We start from the raw sequence: 24,620 nt of genomic DNA, 5'->3' as shown, positions 1-24,620 counted from the left end.
AGGCTCCTTGCTGGTGGTGGAGAGAGGTCAGTCGACGGGCAGCGCGACGTGCGCCGCCCGGTACGCGTTCGGGGTCAGCTGCAGCTCGACCCGGATCGTCCGGCCCGGTGGCAGCACCACCTCGAGCCTGTTGCCGTCGACAACGATCGTCTCGGTGCCGGCGGCCGGCGCCTTCGAGCTGTACGCCGGCGCCGGGCCCGGATAGTCACCGGTCGCGGTGGTCAGCGTCGCCTCGTCGATCCGGTCCGTGCCGAACCCGCCGGCCTGTACGACGACCCGCCGGGTCCGCGTCGCCGACAGGTTGACCAGCTGCAGACCGGTCAGCTCGGGCTCGACGGTGTCGACCAGTGCGGCGACGTCGGGCGGCAGGCCGGGCCGGCCGCGCTCCGGGTCGACGTACAGGACGCGGAACGGCAGCAGCCCGCCGTTGTACAGCAGCTGCGGCGTACCGGTGGTCAGCTGCAGCAACGCCTCGGTCGCGACCGGGTTGTGCCGCTGCCAGTGGTGGACGTGCATGTCGGCCGGGTCGGTCCGGTCGACCTCCATCAGGTCCATCCGGCGCTGCACCTGCGACAGCGCGACGCCGAACATCTCCTCCGGGTACGCCGGGTTGTCGCCCGCGAGGTAGGCCAGCCAGGGCGCTTCGTGCCCGGCGTCCTCCTTGTTGCGGAAGTCGCGCACGGTCCGCCAGTCGTAGCCGCTGCGCTCGCGCAGTTGCCGGAGGCGGTCGCCGTCGGACTTCTGGAACGCCGCCTGGTACAGCCACATCGGTAGGCCGAGCTGCGGCGGCTGGTAGTCGAACCAGCCCTGCTCGCCGTACCGGTTAGGGATCAGCAGGGTCGGCGTCGCCGTGTCGTCGCCGAGCTCGGCCTCCCAGCGGTCGCGGATGCTCAGCTCGGTCTCGTCGACGCTCGCGGTGATGCCACGCTCGTACAGGCGGTCGAGCAGCTCACGAGCCAGGTCGAGGCGGCTCGGGTCGCCGGTCACGACGAAGCCGTTCAGCGCGGCGACCGCCGCGGCCGAGCCGACGCTGTAGACGCCGTGCGGCCAGGCCCAGCCGTAGTTGCCGCCGTGCCAGCGGCCGTCGTGCAGCTCGCCGACGACGCCGTTCGGTCCGACGTTGTCGGGGACGATGCCGCCGTTGGCGCGGGCCCGCTCGTGCCAGGCCTCGAGATACTCCAGCGTCCAGTCGGCGTACCGGTCCTCGTGGCCGTACAGCCACGCGTTGGCGGTCAGCGTCGTCGCGGCGAGGTTCACCGCGACGTCACCGGCACCGAGCCTGCGGACCATCTCGGCGCCCATCAGGTCGGCCTTGACCGGGTCCTCCAGGTCCGGCCAGCGCTCGATCCCCGGTACGCCGGCCAGCGGCAGCCCGAACGGCTTCATGCTGGCCAGGTTCGCGCCGAACGAGTGCCACTCGTCGTTGATGCCCCAGCGCGGACCGCCGCCACCGTTGTGCGGCGCGCGGATGATCCGGTGCACCGGGTCGTAGTTGGCCGCGGGCGAGCCCGGCAGGTAGAGGTCGGCGAACCGGTACGCGCGCTCGCGGAACGCCTGATCCGTCGGGTCGGCGGCGCACAGCGAGTAGAAGAAGATCATCGACTCGCCGAGGTGGAACCAGTCGTAGCCGCGCTCGAACTCGTCGACCAGGAAGCCGAGGTCGGTGAGCTGACGGGTGACGCCCTGCCAGTGCTGCTTCGAGACGTCGAGCAGGTCGTCGGCGCCGCCCAGCTGGTAGAGCACCGGCCAGTTGACGAACGCCTCGTAGAAGTCGTCGGCGCCGTCGCGGCTGGGCACCACCCCGGCGTACCGGAGGCTGCCGTCGGGCCGGCAATAACGCTCGCGGAAGACGCGCCAGCCCTCGTCCATCACGGCGAACAGCCGGCGCTGCAGGACCGCCCAGACCGGCGGGGCACCGATCGGGGTCGTCGCGATCACGCGTGGCGTCGTCATCCCTTGGTCGCTCCCGTCGTGAGGCCGCTGATCACGTGCCGCTGCAGCAGGACGAAGACCACCAGCAGCGGAGCGACCGCGAGCAGCAGCGTCGGGAAGACGACCGTGTAGTCGGTGGAGTACTGGCTGACGGCGGCGTACACGCCGGTGGTGACGGTGTAGAGACCGCTGCCCGGGCCGAGGATGATCTGCGGGTTCACGAAGTCGTTCCACACCGAGAAGGTGTTCAGGATGACCATCGTGACGACGGCCGGTTTCATCAGCGGGAAGACGATCGACCAGAAGATCCGGTGCTTGCCGGCGCCGTCGACCGCGGCCGCCTCGTCCAGGCTGGCCGGCACGGTCATGATGTAGCCGGCGTACAGGAAGATCGAGAACGGCAGCGTCAGCGTGGTCTCGAACAGCACGAAACCGGGGATCGTGCCCATCAGGCCGAGGAACTTCAGCGTGTAGACGACCGGGATCACCAGCACCTGGCTGGGGATGAAGGTCCCGGCGACGAACAGCAGCAGGAGCACCCGGAAGCGGCGTTCGCTCCGGCGGGCGATCACGTACGACACCGGGCCGGCCAGGGCGACCGACAGCACGTTGACCAGTACGACGAACAGCACCGTGACGGCGTACCCCTTGACGATGTCGAAGTCGGAGTTGTTCCAGGCCTTCTCCAGGTACTGCGTGGTGAGCAGGTCGGGCGAGACCGAGAACGGGTGCGCGAGGATGTCCTGCTGGGACTTGAAGGCGCTCACCACGAGCAGGTACATCGGGACCAGCATCAGCAGGCTGACCACACTCAGGAACACGACCCGGCCGACGCCACGAACCCTTGGTGCGGTGGGCCGCGACACCGCCGTACGGACTCCGGGGAGGCGGATCACGCTCATCCCTGCACCCCCTGGTCGGCGCGCGACCGCAGCCGCGCGACAGTGAGCGCGAGCCCGGCGGTGACCAGCATCAGCACGACCGACTGGGCCGAGCCGAAGCCGAGCGCGTTGTTGTGGAAGGAGTCCCAGAGGATCAGGTACGCCGCCGTCTGCGTCGACCCGGCCGGGCCGCCGCCGGTGAGCGAGACGACCAGGTCGTAGGTCTTCAGGAGGCTGACCAGGGAGAGCACCAGGTTGACCGTGACCACCGGCGCGAGCGCGGGCAGCGTGACGTTGAGGAACGTCTGGCGGGGCGAGGCGCCGTCGATCTTCGCCGCTTCGAGCAGCTCCTTCGAGACGGTCTGCAGGCCGGCCAGGTAGAGCACGACGTTCACGCCGAAGCCTGCCCAGACCAGTACGCCGATCAAACTCGCCAGCGCCCAGGTCGGGTCGGACAGGAACGGCAGCACCTCCGCGCCGCGCGTGGTCAGCCAGCCGTTCACGACGCCCGACGTACCGAGCACGGCGCTCCACAGGAAGCCGACCACGAGCGCGCTGAGCACGTGCGGGTAGAACAGCACGACCCGGAAGAACGCGTTCAGCCGGGAGGCGCCGTTCACCAGGAGCGCGAAGCCGAGACCGAGCACGCTCAGCAGCACCGTGCCGATCCCGGCGATCACCAGCGTGACCCAGCCCGCGCGGAGCGCCTCCTCGCTGCGGGCCAGGTCGGCGTAGTTCTTCAGGCCGACCACGACCGGGTTGGCGCTGTAGCCGTCCCAGTTGGTCAGGCTCAGGTAGATCGACAGCACCACCGGGACGACGAGCATGACGACGAAGAGCAGCAGCGCGGGACCGACCATGCTCGCGGTGGTCAACCGGTCCCGCAGGCGGGCGGCCGCTGCCGTCGTACTCATGACTTGGATCCCATCCAGCTGTCGATCCGGGTCGCGACGTCCGCCGCGCTCTTGCCGGTGTAGAGGCTCTGGACGGCCTTGTTCCACTCGCCGTTGAAGCCCTGCGGCAGCGTCGTCGCGCCGTAGCCCTCACCCTGCGCGACCTGCTGCGGCGCCTGGTCGAGGATCGCCTGGACCTCCTGGCCCAGCGGTGTCAGCCCCTCGCTGAAACCCTTGCGGAAGTTGCCGTCCTGGCTGAGCTGGCTCTGCACGGCCTTCTGATCGGTGACCAGGTACTGGACGAGCTTCAGCGCGAGATCGCGCTGCTCGGTCGACTTCAGCACCATGTACGGCGCCGCCATCGTGACGCCCTGCGGACCCGGGCTCGGCTGACCGGCCTCGGTCGGCGCCGGGAAGACGCTGAGCGCGAACTTCGGCTTGGCCTCCTCCGCGGTCCGGACGAACCAGCTGCCCATCACGTACATCGCGGACTTGCCGGACAGGAAGTTCGTCTGCGCGTTCACGTCGTCCAGGCCGAGCGCGTTCTTGTCGACGTACCCGTTCCTGATCCAGGACTGGTAGCGCTCGAGCAGCGGCTGCATCGTCTTGCCGACGGTGAGCTCCTTGCTGCCGACCTTCTGGTACCAGTCCGGGTGCGCGGAGGCGATCGACGGGTCGCTCAGCTGCAGCAACTGCAGGCCGGTGACGTAGTCGCCCGCGGTCTGCAGCGGCAGGTACCCGGCCGCCTTCAGCTTGGCCATCGCGGCGTCCAGCTCGTCGAGCGTCTTCGGTACGGCGGCGACGCCGGCCTTGGCGAACGCGTCCTTGTTGTAGAACACCAGCGACTGCGCCTGCTGGCCGACACCGACGGTGTAGACCTTCCCGTCGAGCGCGGCCTGCTGGACCAGCGGGGTGTCCTTGGTCCAGGCCTGGTCGGTCAGCTCGAGCATCTGCGGCGCGAGCGTCTTGTCCGCCATCAGGGTCTCGACCACGTCCGGAGCGTTGCCGGCGGCAAGCAGTTGCGGGAGCGAGTCCTTGACGCCCTGGCCGGTCGGCGCCTCGATCTTGACGTCGACGCCGGGGTTCGCGTCCTCGAAGGGCTTGACCAGCTCCTCCCAGTACCCCTTGGTCAGGTTGGGGGTGATGTTGACGAGCATCCGGACCGTGCCGGTGCTGCTCCCGGCCGCGCCGTCGTCGCTGAAGCCGCCACCACCGCAGGAGGCCGCGCCCACCAGGATCGCGGCACCGAGTACGACGCCGAGACACCGGCGTACCGAACGAGACATGGGTCCTCCTACCGATCGCCACGCCCTCGGTGCGAGCCTGGCCTCACTAGCGATGGACGATGCAGGGCGGCGCGGCGGAGTGTCAATCTTTACGCTGCATTTCGGAGGTTTTGAGTCAGAAGTCCGTACCGTTGCCCTCGACAGAAGTCCGCTCGGCAGGCCACCATGCATGCCATGCCCGACGCCGGACGCCCCAAGTCGCCGCTGACCCTGTCCGCGGCCGAGCGCAGCGCGCTCACCGACCTCGCCGCCTCGGCCGGCACCGCTCCGGCGCTGCGACTGCGCAGCCGGATCGTCCTCACCTGCGCGGACGGGCACTCGAACGCCGCCGTCGCCGAGCGGCTCGGCGTCACACCGGGGACGGTCGGCAAGTGGCGACGGCGATTCCTGCGGATGGGCATGGCCGGGCTGGACGACGGGATGCGCAGCGGGCGGCCGCGGATGGTGAACCGGATCACGCTGGACGCGGGATCGATGGCCGATACCGGACAGACCGCCCAGTGGAACGACCAGCAGGAGCCCGTACGGCGTCCGTCGACCCGCGAGGTCGCGGCGGCCACCGGGGTCTCGCAGTCGACGGTCTCCCGGCGCCGCCGCGAGGAACTGCACCGAGCCCGCACCGGCGGCCTCGGCCTCCGCTCGGAACAACCACCGCCGCCCCCGGCCCAGGACACCGAGCTCCTCTCCGAGCGGGTCCACGACGCGATCCGGCACTGGATCCTCTCCGGCGAGCTCGCCCCCGGCATGCGCGTGGTCGAATCGGAAATCGCCCGAGTCCTCGGCACCAGCCAAACCCCCGCCCGCGAAGCCGTCCGCCGCCTCGCTCACGAGGGCCTGGTCACCTACCGCCCCCGCCTGGGCAACTTCGTCACCGAGATCTCCCAGGTCGAAGCCCGCGAGGCCCGCGAAGTCCGGGTGCTCCTGGAAACCGCGGCAGCCCGCCGCGCCACCGGCCACGTCCCCGAGGAAGAGCTCCAGCTGCTCCGAATCCAGGTCCAGCGGATGATCGAGGCCGCCGAGCACCACGACATCGGCGCCTTCCGCGAAGCCGACCTCCGCTTCCACCGCCAGGTCCTGGCCTGCAGCGGCAACTCCATGCTGCTCCGCGTCTGGCGCACCCTCGAACCAGCCCTCTGGAGCCTCCAGGTCGTCTCGAACGCCATGTACGCCGGCGACTGGAACCTGATGGCCCGCCGGCACTTCGACCTGGTCGACGTCCTCGCGGCGACCGACCCGGAGGACGCCGCGCGGCTGTTCTCCGCGCACGCCCGCGGCGAGAGCTCGATCACGCGTCCGGCCGGCCGCCATGACTGACGCGCTCGGCTCCAGCGGTCCCACGGCGGTCGACGCGCTCGGCTCCCCCGGCCCCGCCGCGGTCGACGCGCTCGGCTCCAGCGGTCCCGCGGCGGTCGACGCGCTCGGCTCCACCGGTCCCGCCGCGGTCGACGCGCTCGGCTCCCCCGGTCGCACGGCGGTCGACGCGCATGTGCACCTGTGGGACCTCGGCCGGCGGCTGCTGCCGTGGTTGCCGGCCGGGCACCCGCTGCGCCGCGACTTCACCCTCGCCGATCTCCGGGACGCGGCCGGCGGCGTACTGCCCGAGTGCGTCCTCGTCCAAGCCGACGCCGACCCGAGCGAGGTCCACGACCTGCTCGCCCTGGCCGCCGACCGTCCCGAGGTCCTCGGCGTGGTCGGCTGGTTCGACCTCTACGGCGAATCCCCGCTCCAAGCAACCGACCGGTTGGTTGGCGTTCGTTGCCCACCACCGGATCAGCACGATCCCGAGGCGTTCACCGATCCGCGGTTCCTTCGCGGCGTACGACGGGCCGGCGAGGCCGGGCTGGCTGTCGACCTGTTGCTGCGCCCGGCGGCGCTGCCCGGAGCAGCGCGGCTTGCGGCCGCCGCCCCCGAGGTTCGGCTCGTCGTCGATCACCTGGGCAATCCCGGAAGCGACGAACCAGCCTGGCGCGACGGGATGAATGCCCTCGCCGACGCTCCCAACGTGACGATCAAGCTCTCCGGCGCGTACCTCCCGCCCGACGAGCTCGCCGAGCGCATCACCTTCCTGCTCGACCTCTTCGGCAGCGACCGATTGATGTTCGGCTCCGACTGGCCCGTCTGCACGCTGCGCTCGCCCCGCGCCGACGTCCTCCGCCTGGTCACCGATCTCGTGCCCGCCGCCGCCCACGACGACGTGTTCGGCGCCACCGCGCGCCGGACCTACCTCCAAGGAACCCCATGACCGATCTCGGACTCGGCACCGCACCGCTCGCAGGCGACGGTGGCGAAGACCGCGCCCACGCCGCCGTTCTCGCCGCGCTCGACGCGGGAATCACCTCGTTCGACACCGCTCCCCTGTACGGCGCCGGCTCGGCCGAGACACGCCTCGGGCACGCGCTGGCCGGAGTGCCGCGGGCGGCGTACCGGGTGTCGACGAAGGCCGGGCGGCGGGTGATGCCCGACGGCACGGTGGAGTACGACTTCAGCCGCGACGGGATCCTGCGGTCGGTCGAGGACAGCCTCACCCGGCTCGGGCTCGACCGCGTCGAGCTGGTCCACCTGCACGATCCCGACCACCACGAGCGGCAGGCGCTCGACGAGGCCTACCCGGCGCTGGACGAGCTTCGTCGCCAGGGCGTGATCGGCGGCATCGGCATCGGGATGAACAGCGCCGCGATGCCGGCGCGGTTCGTCCGCGAGACCGACCTCGACGCCGTGCTGATCGCCGGGCGGTACACACTGCTCGACCGGTCAGCGGGTGACGAACTGCTGCCGGTCGCGGCCGAGAGAGGCGTCGCGGTGATCGCCGGCGGGGTGTTCAACTCGGGCGTGCTCGCCGGGCAGGCGACCTACGACTACCGCCCGGCCTCGCAGGAGATCGTCGACCGAGTGGCCGCGATGAGCGCGGTCTGTACGGCGTACGGCGTACTGCTGAAAGCGGCGGCGATGCGCTTCCCCACCACGCACCCGGCGGTGTCGAGCGTCCTGATCGGCTGCTCGACCGCCGCGGAGGTGCGGGAGAACGTCGACCTGTGGAACCAGCCGCTGCCGCCCGAGCTATGGGAGGCGCTCAGCCGACCTGCCAGCTCAGCGGCATCGTGAGCGTGCCGCTCGGCGGGAGACCGAGCGCTGTGTAGACCGACGAAGCCAGCCCGTCCAGCGTGAGCGGCTGGGCGGTGACCGCCAGGTCCTCGGTCGACGTCGGTGGACGCAGGCGGTCGAGGAAGGACCGGCTCGGCGCGGTCACGACGGCGATCTCGTCGCGGTCGAGGCCGGCGCGTGAGCAGGCCAGCTCGAGGGCGTGCTCGAAACCGCCGAGCTCGTCGACGAGACCGCGCTCGTGCGCGTCGGCACCGGTCCAGACGCGGCCGCGGGCCAGCGCTTCCAAGGCGTCGACGGCCAGGCCACGGTCGCCAGCCGCCTTGGCGACGAAGTCGGAGTAGATGCGGTCGAGCGTCTCCTCCAGGCGCTCCCACTGGGCCGGGGAGAACTCCTCCTGGGCGGAGTACATCCGCGCGTTCTCGCCCTCCGACACCGCCTGCTGGGTGATGCCGATCCGGCCGAGCGCGTCCCGTACGACGCCCTTCCCGGACAGCACGCCGATCGAGCCGGTGATCGTGCCGGGCTGCGCGACGATCACGTCGGCGGGCATCGCGACGAAGTAACCGCCGGACGCCGCGACGCTGCTCATCGACGCGATCACCGGCTTACCGGTCGCGCGCAGCCGGAGCACCTCGTGCCGGATCGCGTCCGAGGCGACGTACGAGCCGCCTGGGCTGTCGATGCGCAGCACGACGGCCTTCACCTTCTCGTCGGCGGCGACGGCGCGGAGCGCGGCCGTGATCGTGTCCGAGCCGGTCCGGGGACCGCCGAGCGGGCCGCCGCCGGAGTTGCGGCCGACGGTGATGCCGCCGCTGATGCGGATCACCGCGACAGCCGGCTTCGGCGGCCACGGGAGCTGGTCGAGGGCGTCGTGCACGGTCCGCGGGCCGCGCCGGTGGTAGCGCTCGACGAGCAGTGCGGTGGTCTCCCCCAGACGTTTCTCCAGCTCGTCGTACACGTCGGAGCGATAGCCGAGGCGATCCACCAACCCCTCCGTACGCCCGGCCTCAGCGCCCAGCGGCGCCTGATCCACAAGCTCTCGGACCTGGGCTACCGTCAGCGACCGCCCCTCGGCGATCCCCGCCACGATCTGCTCGTACGCCGACTCCGCCAGCCGCGACGCCATCTCCTTGGCCGGCCCGGTCATCTCCTTCTCGGTGAAGGTGTCGACCGCGGTCTTGTACTCGCGGCGCTTGCCGAACTGCGGGATCACCCCCGCCTTGTCCAGCGCACCCCGCACGAACGTCGCCTGCACCGAGACCCCGGTGATCCCGAGCTCCCCCGACGGCTGCACCCACACCTCGTCGAACGCCGTCGCCAGGTAGTACGGAACGGTCCCGCCACCCACCTCACCGAACGACTCGGTCCACGCGATCGCCCGCTTCCCCGAGGCCCGGAACCCCGCGACGGCGGCCCGCAGGTCCTGCACCTGAGCGAGCGACAGCGCCGGACCGCCCACGTGCGCGACAAGCCCGACGACCTGCTCGTCGGACGCCGCCTTCCGCAACCCGGCGACCAGCTCGCGCACCGTCGGCAGATGCCGAGCCCTGAACGCCGCCAACGGCGACGCAGGCGGCGTCTCCACCACACCCCGACTCAGATCCAGCTCCAGCAAGATGCCCGTCATACACCGACCCTAGACGGCCGGGACAAGCCTCAGCAGCAACAGCTAGTGATACGTCTGACTGCTCGGCGGGGCCGATTCCATCCAGGCGAGTACGCCGGTGAGGGCCTCTTCGGTCATCGCGAAGTGCACGGTGCGGTCGCGCAGCTCGGCGTCGACGATCACGTGGCCGGCGTACGTGACGAGGGGCTCGTTGCCGACCGGGCGGCGGGTGGTCACGCCCTGGAGCTGCCGGCGGTTCACGACGAGCTTGGGCCACCAGGCCAGGCTGAAGACCCGGAACCACTGCAGGTCGTCGCCGACGTAGCGGGCCAGGCCGAGGGCCCAGCCGCGGCCGTGATCCTTCTCAGCGAGCTGGAGGCTGCAGTCGAACGTGCCGCCGTCCCTGGACAACCAGCGACGACGGCACGCGAAAGCGACCACCAGCAGTACGGCAGCGAGAAAACAGACCCCGACCACATCGAGGACTGTCCTCATATGCCAACCTCATTCCTACTGCCAACTGTATGTATTCAATTATTACAGGGTGGGTCAGGAGACCTTCTCGGCGGCCCGCACTCTGGCCTCCGCGAGCCGGACCTGCTCCTGCTCGTCCTCGCTGTCGGTCCCCGCGGCCTGCGCCTGCTCGAGAGCCCGCTTGGCCTCCTCGAGGTCGATGTCGTGCCCCATCTCGGCGTTCTCGGCCAGGATCGAGACCCGGTCGTTCGCCACCGAGATGAACCCGTCCGGTGCGGCGGCGACGAAGTACTCGTCGTCGAGGGTCCGCACCTGGACCGTACCGCCCTGCAGCAGTCCGAGCAGCGGGGCGTGGCCCGGGAGGATGCCGACGTCGCCGTCGGTGGTGCGGGCGATGACGATCTTCGCCTGCCCCTCCCAGACCACCCGCTCGGCCGCGACCAGCGCGACCTCGAGGTGCTTGCCGGTGTCCTCGGCCATCAGACGGTCAGAGCTCCTTCTGGAGCTCGGCCCAACGCCGCTCGACGTCGTCCAGCGACCCGGTGTTGAAGAAGGCCTGCTCGGCGATGTGGTCGGTCTCGCCCTCGGTGATCTTCTTGAACGACTCGATGGTGTCCTTCAGCGGCACCGTCGAACCCGGGGTGTTGGTGAACTTCTCGGCCATGTAGGTGTTCTGCGAGAGGAACTGCTCGATCCGGCGCGCGCGGGCGACGGTGATCTTGTCCTCCTCGGAGAGCTCGTCGACACCGAGGATCGCGATGATGTCCTGCAGCTCCTTGTTCTTCTGCAGGATCTGCTTCACCCGGACGGCCACGTCGTAGTGCTCCTGGCCGATGTACTGCGGGTCGAGGATCCGCGACGTCGAGGTCAGCGGGTCGACGGCCGGGTACAGACCACGCGACGCGATGTCACGCGACAGCTCGGTGGTCGCGTCCAGGTGCGCGAACGTGGTGGCCGGCGCCGGGTCGGTGTAGTCGTCGGCGGGCACGTAGATCGCCTGCATCGAGGTGATCGAGTGACCACGCGTCGAGGTGATCCGCTCCTGCAGCACGCCCATCTCGTCGGCCAGGTTCGGCTGGTAACCCACCGCGGACGGCATCCGGCCGAGCAGCGTGGAGACCTCGGAACCGGCCTGGGTGAACCGGAAGATGTTGTCGATGAAGAGCAGCACGTCCTGCTCCTTCACGTCGCGGAAGTACTCCGCCATCGTGAGGGCCGACAGCGCGACCCGAAGGCGCGTGCCCGGCGGCTCGTCCATCTGACCGAAGACCAGCGCGGTGTCCTTGAAGACGCCGGCCTCCTCCATCTCGCCGATCAGGTCGTTGCCCTCACGGGTGCGCTCACCGACACCGGCGAACACCGAGGTGCCACCGAAGTTGTGCGCGATCCGGTAGATCATCTCCTGGATCATGACGGTCTTGCCGACGCCCGCACCGCCGAACAGGCCGATCTTGCCGCCCTGCACGTACGGCGTGAGCAGGTCCAGCACCTTGATGCCGGTCTCCAGCATCTCGGTCTTGGACTCGAGCTGGTCGAAGGCCGGGGCCTTGCGGTGGATCGGCCAGCGCTCGGCGATCTCGAACTCGGACTCGTCCTGGTTCAGGCACTTGCCGGTCACGGACCACACCCGGCCCTTGGTGACGTCGCCGACCGGGACGGAGATCGCCGCACCGGTGTCGCGCACCTCGGCACCGCGGACCAGGCCGTCGGTGGGCTTCATCGAGATCGCCCGGACGATGTTGTCGCCGACGTGCAGCGCCACCTCGAGGGTGATCGTCGTGGTCTCGCCACCCAGGGTGATGTCCACCTCGAGCGCGTTGTACATGTCCGGCATCGTGTCCGCAGCGAACTCGACGTCGACGACCGGGCCGATCACCCGGGCGACGCGACCGACGCCGCGGGCGCCCGCCTCGTTGTTGTTCTCGGTAACCGTGGCAGTCATCTCTCTCACTCGCTCCCGGCGTTGGCATCGGCGAGCGCACCGGCGCCACCGACGATCTCGCTGATTTCTTGGGTAATTTGGGCCTGGCGCGCCTGGTTGGCCTCACGCGTCAGGCGCTCGATCAGGTCCTGCGCGTTGTCGGTCGCGGACTTCATCGCGCGCTGCCGGTTGGCCAGCTCGGAAGCGGCCGCCTGCAGCATGCAGTAGTGGATCCGGCTGGCGACGTACTTGGGCAGCAGTCCGTCCAGGACGTCCTCGGCGGACGGCTCGAACTCGTACAGCGGCAGTACGTCGTCCTCGGCCGGGGCCTCCTCGCCCTCGACGACCTCCAGCGGCAGCAGCCGGATCACGTCCGGGCGCTGGGTCAGCATCGACACGAACCGGGTGAAGACGATGTGGATCTCGTCCACGCCGCCTTCCTCGGTCGGGGTCAGGAAGGCCTCGATCAGGGCGTCGGCGACTTCCCGGGCCCGGGCGAACGACGGCGAGTCGGACTCGCCGCTCCACGACTGCGCGACCTCACGCTGCCGGAAGGTGTAGTAGGCGATCCCCTTGCGCCCGGTCAGGAACGGCACGATCTCCTTGCCGTCCTCGCGCAGCAGCTGGTGCAGCCGCTCCCCCTCGCGGATCACCGAGGAGGAGTACGCACCGGCCTGACCGCGGTCGGAGGTGATCAGGAGAACCGCGGCCCGCTTGGGGTTCGGCTTCTCGGTGGTCAGCGGGTGGTCGACGTTCGAGAACGTCGCCACCGCCGACACGGCACGGGTGAGCTCACGCGCGTACGGACCGGCCGCCTGGGCGCGTTGCTGCGCCTTGACGATCCGGGACGCCGCGATGAGCTCCATCGCGCGGGTGAGCTTCTTGATCGTCGAGACCGAGGCCCGGCGCTCGCGAAGCTCCCGCAGACTGGCTGGCATGGGTTGATCAGCCCCGCTTCTGCCGGACGATCTGCTCCTGCTCGACGTCCTCTTCGTCCATGGCCTTCGTCTCCTCGCGACCGACGAGCAGCTCGCCGCCGGAGGTCTGGAAGGTCGGCTTGAAGTCGTCCAGCGCGGTGGTGACGGCCTGCTGGGCGTCGTCGTCGAACTGGCCGCTCTCGCGGACGCTGTCGAGCACCTTGGAGTCACGGCGCAGGAAGTCCAGGAACTCCCGCTCGAAGCGCAGCACGTCCTCGACCGGGACGTCGTCGAACTTGCCCGTCGTACCGGCCCAGATGGAGACCGTCTGCTCCTCGACCGGGTACGGCGAGTACTGCGGCTGACGGAGCAGCTCGACCAGCCGCTGACCGCGGTCCAGCTGGCGGCGCGAGGTGGCGTCGAGGTCGGAGGCGAACATCGCGAAGGCCTCCATCGCGCGGAACTGCGCGAGGTCGAGCTTCAGCGAGCCGGAGACCTTCTTCATGCCCTTGACCTGCGCGGCGCCGCCGACCCGGGACACCGAGATACCGACGTCGATGGCGGGGCGGATGTTGGCGTTGAACAGGTCCGACTGCAGGAAGATCTGGCCGTCGGTGATCGAGATGACGTTGGTCGGGATGAACGCCGAGACGTCGTTGGCCTTGGTCTCGATGATCGGCAGACCGGTCATCGAGCCGGCGCCGAGCGCGTCGCTCAGCTTGGCGCAACGCTCGAGCAGCCGGCTGTGCAGGTAGAAGACGTCACCCGGGTACGCCTCACGGCCCGGCGGGCGACGCAGCAGCAGCGACATCGAGCGGTAGGCCTCGGCCTGCTTGCTCAGGTCGTCGAACACGATCAGGACGTGCTTGCCCTGGTACATCCAGTGCTGGCCGATCGCCGAGCCGGTGTACGGCGCGACGTACTTGAAGCCGGCCGGGTCGGACGCCGGGGAGGCCACGATGGTGGTGTACTCCATCGCGCCGGCCTCTTCGAGCGCGCCGCGCACCGAGGCGATCGTCGAGCCCTTCTGGCCGATCGCGACGTAGATGCAGCGGACCTGCTTCTTCGGGTCGCCGGACTCCCAGTTGGCCTTCTGGTTGATGATCGTGTCGACCGCGATCGCCGTCTTGCCCGTCTTGCGGTCACCGATGATCAGCTGCCGCTGGCCACGGCCGATCGGGATCATCCCGTCGATCGCCTTGATCCCGGTCTGCAGCGGCTCGCGGACCTCCTGGCGGTCCATCACGCCGGCCGCCTGGAGCTCCAGCGGGCGGGTGCCCTCCAGGTCCTTGATCTCGCCGAGACCGTCGATCGGACGGCCCATCGGGTCGACGACGCGGCCGAGGTAGCCCTCACCGACGGCGACCGACAGGACCTGGCCGGTCCGGCGGACCTGCTGGCCCTCCTCGATGCCGTCGAACTCGCCGAGCACGGCGACACCGATGTCGCGGACGTCCAGGTTCAGGGCGATGCCCCGGGTGCCGTCCTCGAATTCCAGCAGCTCGTTCGTCATCGCCGAGGGCAGACCCTCGACGTGCGCGATGCCGTCACCGGCGTCGACAACGGTGCCGACCTCTTCACGGGTCGCCGTCTCCGGCTCGTAGCTGGAGACGAAGCGATCCAGGGCGTCCCGGATCTCCTCCGGCCTGATCGTGAGCTCCGCCATTTGCTTCCCTGCTTCCTTGACCTTGCTGGCCTGTTGTGGCTCTAAAGGCTTTGCCGACCCTTAGCGCCTGCTATGTCGTTAGGGTCAGCCCGCGATGCGCCGTTGCGCCTCGTCGAGCCGGGCCGCGATCGTTCCGTCGATCACTTCGTCACCGATGTCCACCCGGACGCCGCCGACGACGCTCGGGTCGACGATGACGTTCAGCTGGATCTGGCGTCCGTACTGCCGGCCGAGCAGCTCGGCCAGCCGGTCCCGCTCGGCCGCCGTCAGGTCGGTGGCGACACGCACGGTCGCGATGCTGGCGCTGCGCCGGGCCGCCGCGGCGACCTGGTACGCGCGCAGCGAGGCCGCGAAGCTGCGGCCCCGGCCGTCCACCGCACGCTCGGCCAGCCGCACGGTGACGGCATCGGCCTTGCCCTGCAGCAGACCGCGGAGCAGCTCCTGCCGCGGTGCCAGCGGGATGTTGCGGTCACTCAGCTTGTCGGCCAGCGCGCGCTCGGCCACGACCACGCGGTCGAGGCGGAACAGCTGGTCCTCGAGCTCGTCCAGCTTGCGCTCGCCGTCGGCGTAGGCGACGTCGGCCTGCACGCTCAGCTCGTCGAGCGCGTTGCCGAGGTCGCGGTTGCTCACCCAGCGACCGGTCACCGCGGCGGTCAGGATCTCCAGCGCCTGGTCGGAGACCTTGCCGCCGAACAGCTGCCGGACCAGGCCGGTCCGGCTCTCGGTGCCGCGCGCCGGGTCGGTCAGCGCACGGCGCAGCGACCCGTTGGTGTCGAGCACCTTGGCGACCGAGAACAGCTCGCCGCCGAGGCCTTCGGAGACGGTGACACCCGCCAGGGCCTGCTCGGCCCGGGCGAGTGACTCCTTCGACGCGCCGCGCATCAGCCGTCCGTTCCGACAGCCTGACGGGCGGACTCGCTCGACTCCAGCTCCTCCAGGAAGCGCTCGACCGTACGGCGCTGACGCGCCTCGTCCTCGAGCGACTCCCCGACGATCCGGCCGGCCAGCGAGGTCGCCATGGTGCCGACCTCGCTGCGCAGCGAGGCGACCGCCTGGGTGCGCTCGGCGTCGATCTGGGTCCGGGCGTGGGTCACGATCCGCTCGGCCTCGACGTTCGCCTGCTCACGCATCTCCGCGATGATCTGCGCACCCTGCTCACGCGCGTCCTCACGGATCTTCGCAGCCTCCTGGCGAGCCTCGGCCAGCTGCGCGTTGTACTTGTCGAGCGCCGCCTTCGCTTCGGCCTGGGCCTGCTTGGCCTCGTTCATCCCGCCTTCGATCGCCGCGGTCCGATCGGCGTACGCCTTCTCGAACTTGGGGACGACCACCTTGGCGAAGGCGATGGCCAGCAGGACCAGGAAGACGAAACCGAAAACGATCTCAGCGGTGTGCGGCATCAGCGGGCTCGGCTCGGAGCCGGCTTCGCTGAGGGGGAGCACTAACGTCATCATGTCTGAGTCCTGTCAGTCAGGGGGTTGGTCAGCCCTGGAACACGAAGGCGAGGGCGATACCGATGATCGCCAGAACCTCGGTGACACCGAAGCCGATCCACGCGATCGACTGCAGCTTGCTCTGGGCCTCGGGCTGACGCGCGGTGCCGTTGATCACGGCGGCGAAGATCAGACCAACGCCGACGCCCGGGCCGATCGCAGCAAGGCCGTAGCCCAGGACGGCGATGTCACCGGTCATCTCAAGAGCGCTCATTGCTGTGTTTCCTTTCGGTACGGATGAAACATCCGGGTTTCCGTTGGTACGGGACTGTGGGGTGGAGCTGATCAGTGGTCGTCGGCAAGCGCGCTGCCGATGTACTGCGCGGTCAGCACGACGAAGATGTAGGCCTGGATGCACTGCACGAACAGCTCCAGACCCGCGATGGCAAGGCCCATCAGCACCGTGATGATGCCGACGCCGCCGAGCGCGATGCTGCCGGACTCGAAGACCATGTACTCGGCACCGAGGACGAACACCAGCAGCAGGATGTGCCCGGCGAACATGTTCGCGAACAGCCGCAGGCTGAGCGAGACCGGCCGGACCAGGATGTTGGAGATGAACTCGATCGGGATCATCAGCGGCATCAGCCACGCGGGCACACCGGCCGGCATGGTCTGGTGCTTGAAGTAGCCGACCAGGCCCTTCTTCTTGATGCCGACCGCGTTGTAGATGACCCAGCTCATGATCGCGGCCACGTACGCCCAGCCGATGTGGCTGAAGGTCGGGAACTGGATCAGCGGAACCGTCGCGGCGACGTTGTTCAGCAGGATGAAGAAGAACAGGCCGCACAGGTACGGCACGTACTTCATGTGCTCGGCGCTGCCGATCGCGTCACGGGCGATCGAGTTCCGCACGAAGTTGTATCCGAGCTCACCGGCGAACTGCAGTTTGCTCGGCACGATCGCCGCCTTGCGGGACGCACCCCAGAAGAACCAGATGATCACGATCACCGACAGCGCGGCGACCAGGATCGGCTTGGTGAACCACTCGACTCCGTCGAAGATCGGCGGGGTCTCGAAGCTTTGTGGACCGGGTGGGATGAACTCGGTCGAAACGCCGGCAATCACCGGGTCTCCTCTCGCGTCGTGCTCAAGTCGTTCGCCATCGGGCTTGGGGCAGGGCGGCTCAGGGCAAGGCGGTCAACAACGTCAGACCCGGTAGAGCTCAGGAGCGCCCGTACCGGAAGTGCAACATCAGAATCGTGAGTCCGGCTCCGAGGACGATGCCCACCGGAAGCAGGAACTGGGTGCCCAGCCAGCGATCCAGCCCGAAGCCGATGCCCCCGTACACCAGGACACCGCCGATCAGGTAGGACAGGACCCGCCAGCCGTCGCCCGAGGTGTCGGGTGTCGGCTTCGGATCGCTTTGCTGGCTCATCGGCACCCGAAAGGTACCAGTCGGCGACACGCGCGGTCACATCGGTACCAGTGCTGTGCGACACACAAGTTGTCACGGTTGGGAAACGGCTTGCCGGAGCACTACGCACAGTGCTCACGCGACCGACTCCTTGTCCAGGTCGTAGATCGGGACCCGCAGCCGCGACCAGGCCCAGATCTCGCCGGCCATCCAGCCCATCACGACGACCATCGCGCTGATGCCCAGCGCGGTCAGATTGACGTTCTCGGCAAGGCTTTCGGAGTTCAGGGCCAGCGCGAGCAGACCGCCGAAGATCGCGATCCGGCCGGTGTAGCTGGCCATCGCGATGCCCAGCTGGGCGGTCGGGCTCGTGCGCCGGGACAGGTGCAGCGCAAGCAGTCCCGCGCCGGAGAAGACAACCACGATCAGCAAGCCCAGCAGTGCACCCAGCAGGCCCTTGAGACCGGCCGCGACCGCGGCGACCGCGGCGGCGTTCAGGCCGACCACCACGCCGGCGACCAAAGCGCCGCGCAGCATCGCCAGCGCCGGGTGCCGAGTGGCCTGGCCGGCGGGTTCGTCGGTGCTTCGATGGGGAGCCATCTGGTGGTTCCGTCCTGCTGGCGACCGGGATTCTTGCCCGCGGTCGTCGGGTGGGCGGGGTCAGGGGTGACGCTTGCCTTCGGTGGTGCTTGTGAAAACTAGCACAAAGTCTGCACCGTCAGCAAAACGAGTCCACTGCCGCTGTACGACCACACCCTATCGGTAGCCCACAGCGGCCACTGGTCTGGTCCCCCACCGGGCTCGAGGCCACTTGCAACTTGCTGCAATTCAAGCGTTTGTATGGGTGTTGCACTAGTTGTATCTGTTCTCACTGAGGGTAGCGGCCTAGACATGCAGCATCACTGGTTCGAGCAAGGAGAAAGCCATGAAGATGTTGCAGCGCTCCGCCGTATCGCTCACCGCCTGCGCCCTGCTGGCGGTGGGTTTCACGACCTCTGCCCAGGCCGTCACGGACACCACCGGCGGGACCGTCGAGGTCACCAAACTCAACGCGTGCGTGAACCTGGTGTCCTGGCGCAACGCCGGCGGCCTGCGCTACGTGACCGCGAAGAACAGCTGCATCAGCCTGCAGTGCTACCGGGTCGAGCAGAAGTACATCGGTGACCCGCTGATCGAGATCGGGGGCAACAAGACCCAGGAAGACGCCTACTCGACGACCTTCTTCGGGCAGGGGATCCGGATCTACGGCGTCGCCTGCTGACAGCCGCGGCCGGCGGTCGCCTTGTGCTGACCGCCGGTTCGTCAAACCTTCGCGAGCTTGCGGCCGGTACGCCTCGGGAGGCCGGTGGTCAGGACGATCGCGGTGACCGTCGCGGCCAGCACGATCAGCACCGTCCACCAGTCCAGCAGCAGGCCCAGGACGACCACGCCGAAGGCGATCAGGGCCGTCCACAGGTACATCAGCAGGACCGCGCGGCGGTGGCTGTGGCCGCGTTGCATGAGGCGGTGGTGGAGGTGGAGCTTGTCGGCGGCGAAGGGTGAGCGGCCGGCCTTCGTACGGCGTACGTAGGCCATCGTCAGGTCGAGCGCGGGGATCGCCAGGACCGCGATCGGCAGGACCAGCGGGAGCAGCGCGGGGAGCAGGCTCGAGCCGCCGACCTCGTACGGGACGGCGTTCGGGTCCATCTGGCCGGTCAGGCTGATCGTCGACGCGGCGAGCATCAGGCCGATCAGCAGCGAGCCGGAGTCGCCCATGAAAACCCTGGCTGGGAAGAAGTTGTGCGGCAGGAAGCCCAGGCAGGCGCCGGCCAGCGCGACCGTGATCAGGGTCGAGGTGGTGGCCCGGTCGAGGTTCTGCTCGACGTTCAGCAGGTACGAGTAGGTGAAGAACGCGATCGCGCCGATCGTCGTGACGCCGGCGGCCAGGCCGTCCAGGCCGTCGACGAAGTTCACCGCGTTGCAGGAGACCAGCAGGATGCCGGCGGTGACGACGGCGAGCTGAGCCGGTGGCGGCGACAAGATGCCACCGGGCAGCGGCAGCCAGTACAGCTGGATGCCCTGGACGATCATCACGCCGACCGCGAGCACCATCCCGGCCAGCTTGGTGATCGGGTCCAGCTCGTACAGGTCGTCGATCACGCCGACCGCGCAGATCACGATGCCGCCGATCAGGATCGCGCGCGCGTCGTGCGCGACCTGCAGGCTGTCGCCGAGGAACGGCATGCTGGAGGCGACCAGGTACCCGGCGATCAGGCCACCGAGGATGGAGACGCCGCCGAAGTACGGGATCGGCACCTTGTGCACGTCACGCGCCCGGACCTTCGCGACCGCGCCGTAGCGCAGCGCGATCTTGCGGGCCAGCCCGGTCAGCAGAAAGGTCGTGGCCATCGCCACGAAGAAGACGAGCAGGTACGCGCGCACTAGTCCGCAGGCCTCACATCAGGTGCCTTCGAGTCGGCCGGCTTGCCCGGCTCCTCGTTGGACGCCGACGTGGGCTGATCGGTTGGCTTGTCGTTGGCCGGCGCAGTGCCGGCGGGCTCGTCCTGGACGTCGGCCGGCTTGGGCTCCAGATCGGTGGTCGCCTCCGGGACGACCTTGCGGATGTCCACCATCGACAGCGCACCGATCCGTACGACGTGCGGCACGTCCCCGGTCAGGTCGACGATCGTCGACGGCTGCCCGCCGGTCACCTCGCCGCCGTCCAGGTAGACCGCGACCGACTCCCCCAGCTGCGCCTCGGCGTCGTACACGTCGAGGGCGGCCGCCTGGCCGCTGAGGTTGGCCGAGCTGACCGCGAGCGGCCCGGTCCGGGACAGCAGCTCACGCGTGTTCTCGTGGTCGGGCACCCGCAGCGCGACCGTGCCCTGGGTGTCGCCGAGGTCCCACATCAGCGAGCCCTGCGCGTGGCAGATCACGGTCAGCGGCCCGGGCCAGAACTCCTCGCAGAGCTTCCGGCCGTCGTCCGGTACGTCGGTCGCGAGCGCGTCCAGCGACTCGACCACCGAGATCAGCACCGGCGGCGGCATGTCCCGGCCACGGCCCTTGGCGTCCAGCAGCCGCTGCACGGCGTCGGCCTTGAAGGCGTCGGCGGCCAGGCCGTACACGGTGTCGGTCGGCAGCACGACCAGGTCACCGGCCTCGATCGCGTCCACGGCGGCGCGGTAGGCCGGCGCCAGTTCGTCTCCGGTGAAGTCAAAGCGCTCGCTCACGCAGTGAATCGTGCCACTGTCCTGGTGAAACCCCGTCATCGGGTCAACGCTGACAGGCCGCTGTCAGGAACTCGGCCCGGCTGCAGCGTGGAGCTGACAATCGGCTGTCAGGAATGCAGCCGGTCCGCCTGCTTTCCTGCGAGGATCCCGGCCATGACTGTGTCCCGCGACTTCCTCACCGGCCTGCCGAAGGCCGAGCTGCACGTCCACCACGTCGGGTCCGCGTCGCCGCGGATCGTCGCCGAGCTGGCCGCCCGGCACCCCGGGTCGCCGGTGCCGGCCGACCCGGCCGCGCTGGCCGAGTACTTCACCTTCACCGATTTCGCGAAGTTCATCGAGGTCTACCTGACCGTCGTGGACCTGATCACCACCCCGGACGACGTCCGGCTGCTCACCTACGAGATCGCCCGCGAGATGGCGGCGCAGAACATCCGCTACTCCGAGCTGACCGTCACGCCGTACACGTCGGTGATCCGCGGGATCGCCGCCGAGGCGTTCTGCGAGGCGATCGAGGACGCCCGGACGGCGGCCGAGAAAGAGCTCGGCGTGACGCTGCGCTGGATCTTCGACATCCCCGGCGAGGCGGGCCTGCCGGCCGCCGAGGAGACGCTGCGGATCGCCACCAAGGTCCGGCCCGACGGACTGGTCGCGTTCGGCCTGGGCGGCCCGGAGATCGGGGTGCCGCGGCCGCAGTTCGCGCCGTACTTCGAGCAGGCCCGCGCGGCGGGGCTGCACAGCGTCCCACACGCCGGTGAGACGACCGGCCCGCAGACCATCTGGGACGCGATCCGCGACCTGAAGGCCGAGCGGATCGGTCACGGCACGTCGGCGATGCAGGACCCGGAGCTGGTCGCGTACCTGGCCGAGCACCGGATCCCGCTCGAGGTCAGTCCGACCTCGAACCTGGCCACCCAGGCGGTCCGGACGCTGGCCGAGCACCCGCTGCCGGCGATGGTCGAGGCCGGTCTGGTGGTCACGATCAACTCCGACGACCCGCCGATGTTCGGCACCGACCTGGTCACCGAGTACGGCGTCGCCACCGAGCTGCTCGGGCTCGACGAGGCCGGTGCGGCCGACCTGGCCCGGACCGCCGTCGAGGTCTCCTTCGCCGAGCAGCCGGTCAAGGACGCCCTGCTGGCCGAGATCGACGGGTACGCCGTACGGCAGCAGTGAGCCGTGGCGACAACTCGTCATCGCCGTGTGGCCGCGGCGCTGTCCACCTTCACTGGATCCGAGGTGGACAGCACGCGACCCGATCACGGCGATGGCGAGGAGCCGGCCCATGGACAACCCCCAGCAACCCGTAGCGCTGCCGTTCGACGGTGGTCGGTACGACCGCCTGAACGTCCCCGCGGACCGGACCGGTCTCGCCGACGGCGAGCCGCTGGTCCGGGTCCGGCTGCCGCACGGTCCCGACGGGTGGATGGCGCGCCGGCATGCTGACGTACGGGCGGTGCTGTCGGACCCGCGGTTCAGCCGGGCGCAGCTGCTCAGCTCCAAGGACGTGCCCCGGCTGCAGGCGGAGTGGGTGGACTACGGCGAAGCCGACGCCGGCAACCTGCTCAGCATGGACCCGCCGGACCACACCCGGCTGCGCAGGCTCGGCGGGAAGGCGTTCAGCGCCCGGCGGATCGCGGCGCTGGAGCCGTTCGTCCAGGAGACCGTCGACGACCTGCTGGCGAGGATGATCGAGACCGGCCCGCCCGCGGACATCGTGAACGACTTCTCGCTGCCGCTGTCGATCGGCGTGATGTGTCAGCTGCTCGACGTGCCGTTCGAGAACCGGTCGACGTTCCAGCAGTGGGCCGACACCACGATGGCCGTCGGCATCGATCCCGCGGACGAGATCGATGCCTGGAGCAACCTACGGGCCTACATCGGCGAGCTGGCCGGGCAGCGCCGTGGCAAGACCGGCGAGGACTTCCTGTCCGTGCTCGTGCAGTCCGAGCAGGAGGGGCTGCTGTCGACCGAGGAGGTGATCGGGTACGGCGTCGCGCTGCTGGTCGCGGGCTACGAGACCACCGCCAGCCAGTTCGCGAACCTCTTCTACCTGATGCTCACCCACCCCGAGCAGCAGGCGAAGCTGCGCGCCGACTACGACCTGACGGCCGCCGCGGTCGACGAGATGATGCGGTACGCGCCGTTCGTCGACGCCACCGTGATCCCCGCGGCGCGGATGGCGCTGGAGGACGTCGAGCTCGGTGGGGTGACGGTCAAGACCGGTGAGTGCGTCTTCATCGACTCCGCCGCGGCCAACCGTGACCCGAAGGTCTTCGACAACCCCGACGCGCTGGACATCAGCCGGCAGGTCAACCCGCACCTCGGGTTCGGCCACGGGATGCACCACTGCATCGGCGCCCAGCTGGGCCGGCTCGAGATGCGGGTCGGCCTGGAGTCCGCGCTGCGCCGCTTCCCCGACCTGGCGCTCGCCGTACCGGAGCCGGAGCTGCAGTGGAAGCAGGGCTCGATCATGCACGCGCCGGAGCACCTGCCGGTCACCTGGACGACGGTCAGTCGCTGACCTTGCGGAGCTGCCAGCGCTGGTCGGCAGCTCCGGTGAACGGCTGCTGGGTGACGCGTTGGTTGCCTCCGGCATCAGTTATGGCGAGGCCGGTGAGCGTGTTCAGTACGCCGTACAGGTCGTTGCCCAGCGGGTGCAGCGTCCAGCGCATGCCGTCCTGGCCCTTGCAGGGGTACTGCAGGACCTGCGTGCCCGGTGCGGTGCCGCTGAAGGCGCTGTCGGCGCACTTGCCGCTGCTGACGTTCTGCAGCTGCCAGCCGGTCGCGTACTGGAAGCGCCACTGCTGGCTGGTCGCTCCGGTCGCCGGCTGGTTCGTGACGTAGGCCAGGTCGTCAGCGGAGGCGACACCGAGCGCACCAGCCTCGTTGGCGAACTCGTAGACCTGGCCGTGGCGTGGACCCGGCCGGGCGTCCGGTACGGCGCTCTTGATCAGCCAGTCGCTGTTGGCGACGTTCCAGTGGGTCGCCAGGTAGCTGCCGGGAGCTGGGGCGGTGTTGAAGTAGTCGTCCTTGTTGCAGTCCAGGAGACGGTCGCTGTCCTTCTCGGGGCAGACGACCGTCGTACCGGAGCCGTAGCACATCAGGTCCCACTCGTCGCTGCAGTGGCCGTTGTAGTGCGGTGCGGAGCTCTGGACCGCGCCGAAGGTGTGGCCGAGCTCGTGGGCGGCGGCGTTGAAGCCCCAGCAGTTCGCTGACGCGTCGACGCGCGCGTAACCGGTGTTGCGGTTGTTGGCGTTGTCCAGGCCGGGCCGGTCGTCGCCGTACAGGGTGCCGACGCCGCAGATCTTCTTGGCGTCGGCGAAGACCAGGTACTTGCGGTTGGCGTCCTTGTGCCCGGCGCTCTGCAGCGCGGCGACCATCGAGTCCCAGGTGTCCAGGCCGCCGGTCGGCAGGACCACCTCCTGTACGGCGATCCTGCAGGCGCCGCCGGCTGTCTCCGTGACGAAGCGGACGTGGCGGCTGGCTCCGGTCTGCGCGGCACTGTCGTTGTACGACGCGTCGATCTCGTGCGACCAGGCCCGGAACGACGGCAGGAACAGCGCGAGTCGCGACACCTGCTGCTTCTCCCGCGCGTACAGGACCTGGACGCGCTTGCCCGCCTTGCCGTCGCCCTCGCAGACGATCGGGTTGGCCGCGACGGTCGCCGCGGCGACCGCGGCCTTCAGCGGGGTCGCCTCGCCTTGGGGAGCCCTGCCGGGGAACTGCTCGTCGGGCGCGACCGGGCTGCCGACGGTGAGCGCGGCGGCCAGCACCAGCTCGATCAGGACGGGCATCGCGTGCTCCTCGAAGGCGGCGAAGGTCACAGAAAGTGAAGCCATGATGACACTTCGGCGCCGCAGACACGCCGGGCCCTTGTCCTGTCGGT

At 69.5% G+C, this 24,620-nt stretch carries 25 protein-coding genes; 6 read left to right on the top strand and 19 right to left on the bottom strand.

The window, feature by feature from the left end; translation table 11 throughout:
• Positions 1 to 27 precede the first annotated feature (27 nt).
• Genes ACZ6Z4_RS31860 through ACZ6Z4_RS31845 form a run of 4 tightly spaced genes read right to left on the bottom strand, consistent with a single transcriptional unit; the run spans position 28 to position 4,992 of the window.
• Positions 28 to 1,953, bottom strand: coding sequence for a DUF8034 domain-containing protein (locus ACZ6Z4_RS31860; RefSeq protein ID WP_465572804.1), 1,926 nt, complete (start codon positions 1,951 to 1,953; stop codon positions 28 to 30).
• Entirely contained in the window at positions 1,950 to 2,834 is an 885-nt protein-coding gene (locus ACZ6Z4_RS31855; protein ID WP_465572797.1) for a carbohydrate ABC transporter permease, read from the bottom strand. Before ACZ6Z4_RS31855 ends, ACZ6Z4_RS31860 begins: the two co-directional genes overlap by 4 nt.
• On the bottom strand, positions 2,831 to 3,727 hold the full coding sequence (locus ACZ6Z4_RS31850; protein WP_465572792.1) for a carbohydrate ABC transporter permease: 897 nt from the start codon (positions 3,725 to 3,727) through the stop codon (positions 2,831 to 2,833). The genes ACZ6Z4_RS31855 and ACZ6Z4_RS31850 overlap by 4 nt, the downstream gene beginning before the upstream one ends.
• Positions 3,724 to 4,992 (bottom strand): ABC transporter substrate-binding protein, encoded by a 1,269-nt coding sequence (locus ACZ6Z4_RS31845; RefSeq protein WP_465572789.1) that lies wholly within the window; start codon positions 4,990 to 4,992, stop codon positions 3,724 to 3,726. The genes ACZ6Z4_RS31850 and ACZ6Z4_RS31845 overlap by 4 nt, the downstream gene beginning before the upstream one ends.
• 174 nt (positions 4,993 to 5,166) lie before the next feature.
• On the opposite strand from ACZ6Z4_RS31845, the gene ACZ6Z4_RS31840 reads away from it, so the two are divergent.
• From ACZ6Z4_RS31840 to ACZ6Z4_RS31830, 3 genes are read left to right on the top strand one after another with little or no spacing between them, the layout of a single operon-like run.
• Positions 5,167 to 6,306 (top strand): FCD domain-containing protein, encoded by a 1,140-nt coding sequence (locus ACZ6Z4_RS31840; protein WP_465572786.1) that lies wholly within the window; start codon positions 5,167 to 5,169, stop codon positions 6,304 to 6,306.
• Entirely contained in the window at positions 6,299 to 7,234 is a 936-nt protein-coding gene (locus tag ACZ6Z4_RS31835; RefSeq protein ID WP_465572783.1) for an amidohydrolase family protein, read from the top strand. The genes ACZ6Z4_RS31840 and ACZ6Z4_RS31835 overlap by 8 nt, the downstream gene beginning before the upstream one ends.
• Positions 7,231 to 8,094: an aldo/keto reductase gene (locus ACZ6Z4_RS31830; RefSeq protein ID WP_465572780.1), complete on the top strand. Its 864-nt coding sequence runs from the start codon at positions 7,231 to 7,233 to the stop codon at positions 8,092 to 8,094. Before ACZ6Z4_RS31835 ends, ACZ6Z4_RS31830 begins: the two co-directional genes overlap by 4 nt.
• On the opposite strand, the gene sppA is transcribed toward ACZ6Z4_RS31830, so the two are convergent.
• The 12 genes from sppA to ACZ6Z4_RS31770 form a co-directional block, all read right to left on the bottom strand.
• Positions 8,063 to 9,721 carry a signal peptide peptidase SppA gene (gene sppA, locus ACZ6Z4_RS31825; protein WP_465572776.1) on the bottom strand — a complete coding sequence of 553 codons (1,659 nt, stop codon included), beginning with the start codon at positions 9,719 to 9,721 and terminating at the stop codon, positions 8,063 to 8,065. The two genes, ACZ6Z4_RS31830 and sppA, sit on opposite strands and share 32 nt — an antisense overlap.
• A 42-nt stretch (positions 9,722 to 9,763) precedes the next feature.
• Positions 9,764 to 10,195 (bottom strand): DUF2550 domain-containing protein, encoded by a 432-nt coding sequence (locus ACZ6Z4_RS31820; protein WP_344179057.1) that lies wholly within the window; start codon positions 10,193 to 10,195, stop codon positions 9,764 to 9,766.
• Positions 10,196 to 10,249: 54 nt separating this feature from the next.
• Positions 10,250 to 10,654 (bottom strand): F0F1 ATP synthase subunit epsilon, encoded by a 405-nt coding sequence (locus ACZ6Z4_RS31815; RefSeq protein WP_363664733.1) that lies wholly within the window; start codon positions 10,652 to 10,654, stop codon positions 10,250 to 10,252.
• 7 nt (positions 10,655 to 10,661) lie between these two features.
• Positions 10,662 to 12,116: a F0F1 ATP synthase subunit beta gene (gene atpD, locus ACZ6Z4_RS31810; protein WP_363664734.1), complete on the bottom strand. Its 1,455-nt coding sequence runs from the start codon at positions 12,114 to 12,116 to the stop codon at positions 10,662 to 10,664.
• A gap of 5 nt (positions 12,117 to 12,121) precedes the next feature.
• Positions 12,122 to 13,033 (bottom strand): F0F1 ATP synthase subunit gamma, encoded by a 912-nt coding sequence (locus ACZ6Z4_RS31805; RefSeq protein ID WP_465572770.1) that lies wholly within the window; start codon positions 13,031 to 13,033, stop codon positions 12,122 to 12,124.
• Positions 13,034 to 13,040: 7 nt separating this feature from the next.
• Positions 13,041 to 14,678 carry a F0F1 ATP synthase subunit alpha gene (gene atpA / locus ACZ6Z4_RS31800; protein WP_465572766.1) on the bottom strand — a complete coding sequence of 546 codons (1,638 nt, stop codon included), beginning with the start codon at positions 14,676 to 14,678 and terminating at the stop codon, positions 13,041 to 13,043.
• Positions 14,679 to 14,762: 84 nt separating this feature from the next.
• On the bottom strand, positions 14,763 to 15,560 hold the full coding sequence (locus ACZ6Z4_RS31795; RefSeq protein ID WP_465572760.1) for a F0F1 ATP synthase subunit delta: 798 nt from the start codon (positions 15,558 to 15,560) through the stop codon (positions 14,763 to 14,765).
• Positions 15,560 to 16,129 carry a F0F1 ATP synthase subunit B gene (locus ACZ6Z4_RS31790; RefSeq protein WP_465572757.1) on the bottom strand — a complete coding sequence of 190 codons (570 nt, stop codon included), beginning with the start codon at positions 16,127 to 16,129 and terminating at the stop codon, positions 15,560 to 15,562. Before ACZ6Z4_RS31790 ends, ACZ6Z4_RS31795 begins: the two co-directional genes overlap by 1 nt.
• Positions 16,130 to 16,157: 28 nt before the next feature.
• On the bottom strand, positions 16,158 to 16,382 hold the full coding sequence (gene atpE / locus ACZ6Z4_RS31785) for an ATP synthase F0 subunit C (RefSeq protein ID WP_465572754.1): 225 nt from the start codon (positions 16,380 to 16,382) through the stop codon (positions 16,158 to 16,160).
• 71 nt (positions 16,383 to 16,453) lie between these two features.
• A complete protein-coding gene (gene atpB, locus ACZ6Z4_RS31780) occupies positions 16,454 to 17,236 on the bottom strand; it encodes a F0F1 ATP synthase subunit A (RefSeq protein ID WP_465572751.1) in 783 nt (260 codons plus the stop codon).
• A gap of 97 nt (positions 17,237 to 17,333) precedes the next feature.
• Complete coding sequence (locus tag ACZ6Z4_RS31775; RefSeq protein WP_077016113.1) at positions 17,334 to 17,546, bottom strand: AtpZ/AtpI family protein; 213 nt, start codon at positions 17,544 to 17,546, stop codon at positions 17,334 to 17,336.
• Positions 17,547 to 17,660: 114 nt separating this feature from the next.
• Complete coding sequence (locus tag ACZ6Z4_RS31770; protein ID WP_465572746.1) at positions 17,661 to 18,125, bottom strand: hypothetical protein; 465 nt, start codon at positions 18,123 to 18,125, stop codon at positions 17,661 to 17,663.
• 325 nt (positions 18,126 to 18,450) lie between these two features.
• Here ACZ6Z4_RS31770 and ACZ6Z4_RS31765 point away from each other — a divergent pair, with 325 nt between their 5' ends.
• On the top strand, positions 18,451 to 18,786 hold the full coding sequence (locus ACZ6Z4_RS31765) for a hypothetical protein (protein ID WP_465572742.1): 336 nt from the start codon (positions 18,451 to 18,453) through the stop codon (positions 18,784 to 18,786).
• Between the two features lie 41 nt (positions 18,787 to 18,827).
• Here ACZ6Z4_RS31765 and ACZ6Z4_RS31760 read toward each other — a convergent pair whose 3' ends face one another.
• Both ACZ6Z4_RS31760 and ACZ6Z4_RS31755 read right to left on the bottom strand, forming a co-directional pair.
• The gene (locus ACZ6Z4_RS31760; protein ID WP_465572739.1) at positions 18,828 to 19,946 is read right to left on the bottom strand and encodes a glycosyltransferase family 4 protein; all 1,119 of its coding nucleotides are present in this window, start codon (positions 19,944 to 19,946) and stop codon (positions 18,828 to 18,830) included.
• Positions 19,946 to 20,734: an L-threonylcarbamoyladenylate synthase gene (locus tag ACZ6Z4_RS31755; RefSeq protein WP_465572735.1), complete on the bottom strand. Its 789-nt coding sequence runs from the start codon at positions 20,732 to 20,734 to the stop codon at positions 19,946 to 19,948. The genes ACZ6Z4_RS31760 and ACZ6Z4_RS31755 overlap by 1 nt, the downstream gene beginning before the upstream one ends.
• A 153-nt stretch (positions 20,735 to 20,887) precedes the next feature.
• Here ACZ6Z4_RS31755 and ACZ6Z4_RS31750 point away from each other — a divergent pair, with 153 nt between their 5' ends.
• Positions 20,888 to 21,907 carry an adenosine deaminase gene (locus ACZ6Z4_RS31750; RefSeq protein WP_465572731.1) on the top strand — a complete coding sequence of 340 codons (1,020 nt, stop codon included), beginning with the start codon at positions 20,888 to 20,890 and terminating at the stop codon, positions 21,905 to 21,907.
• Positions 21,908 to 22,016: 109 nt separating this feature from the next.
• Positions 22,017 to 23,255, top strand: a complete 1,239-nt coding sequence (locus tag ACZ6Z4_RS31745; RefSeq protein ID WP_465572726.1) for a cytochrome P450 — start codon at positions 22,017 to 22,019, stop codon at positions 23,253 to 23,255.
• Here ACZ6Z4_RS31745 and ACZ6Z4_RS31740 read toward each other — a convergent pair.
• On the bottom strand, positions 23,245 to 24,573 hold the full coding sequence (locus tag ACZ6Z4_RS31740) for an RICIN domain-containing protein (protein ID WP_465572721.1): 1,329 nt from the start codon (positions 24,571 to 24,573) through the stop codon (positions 23,245 to 23,247). The genes ACZ6Z4_RS31745 and ACZ6Z4_RS31740 overlap by 11 nt on opposite strands.
• Between the last annotated feature and the right edge of the window lie 47 nt (positions 24,574 to 24,620).

This window comes from Kribbella sp. NPDC104740 (genome assembly GCF_055583505.1).
This window is presented reverse-complemented; position numbering and strand designations above follow the sequence as displayed.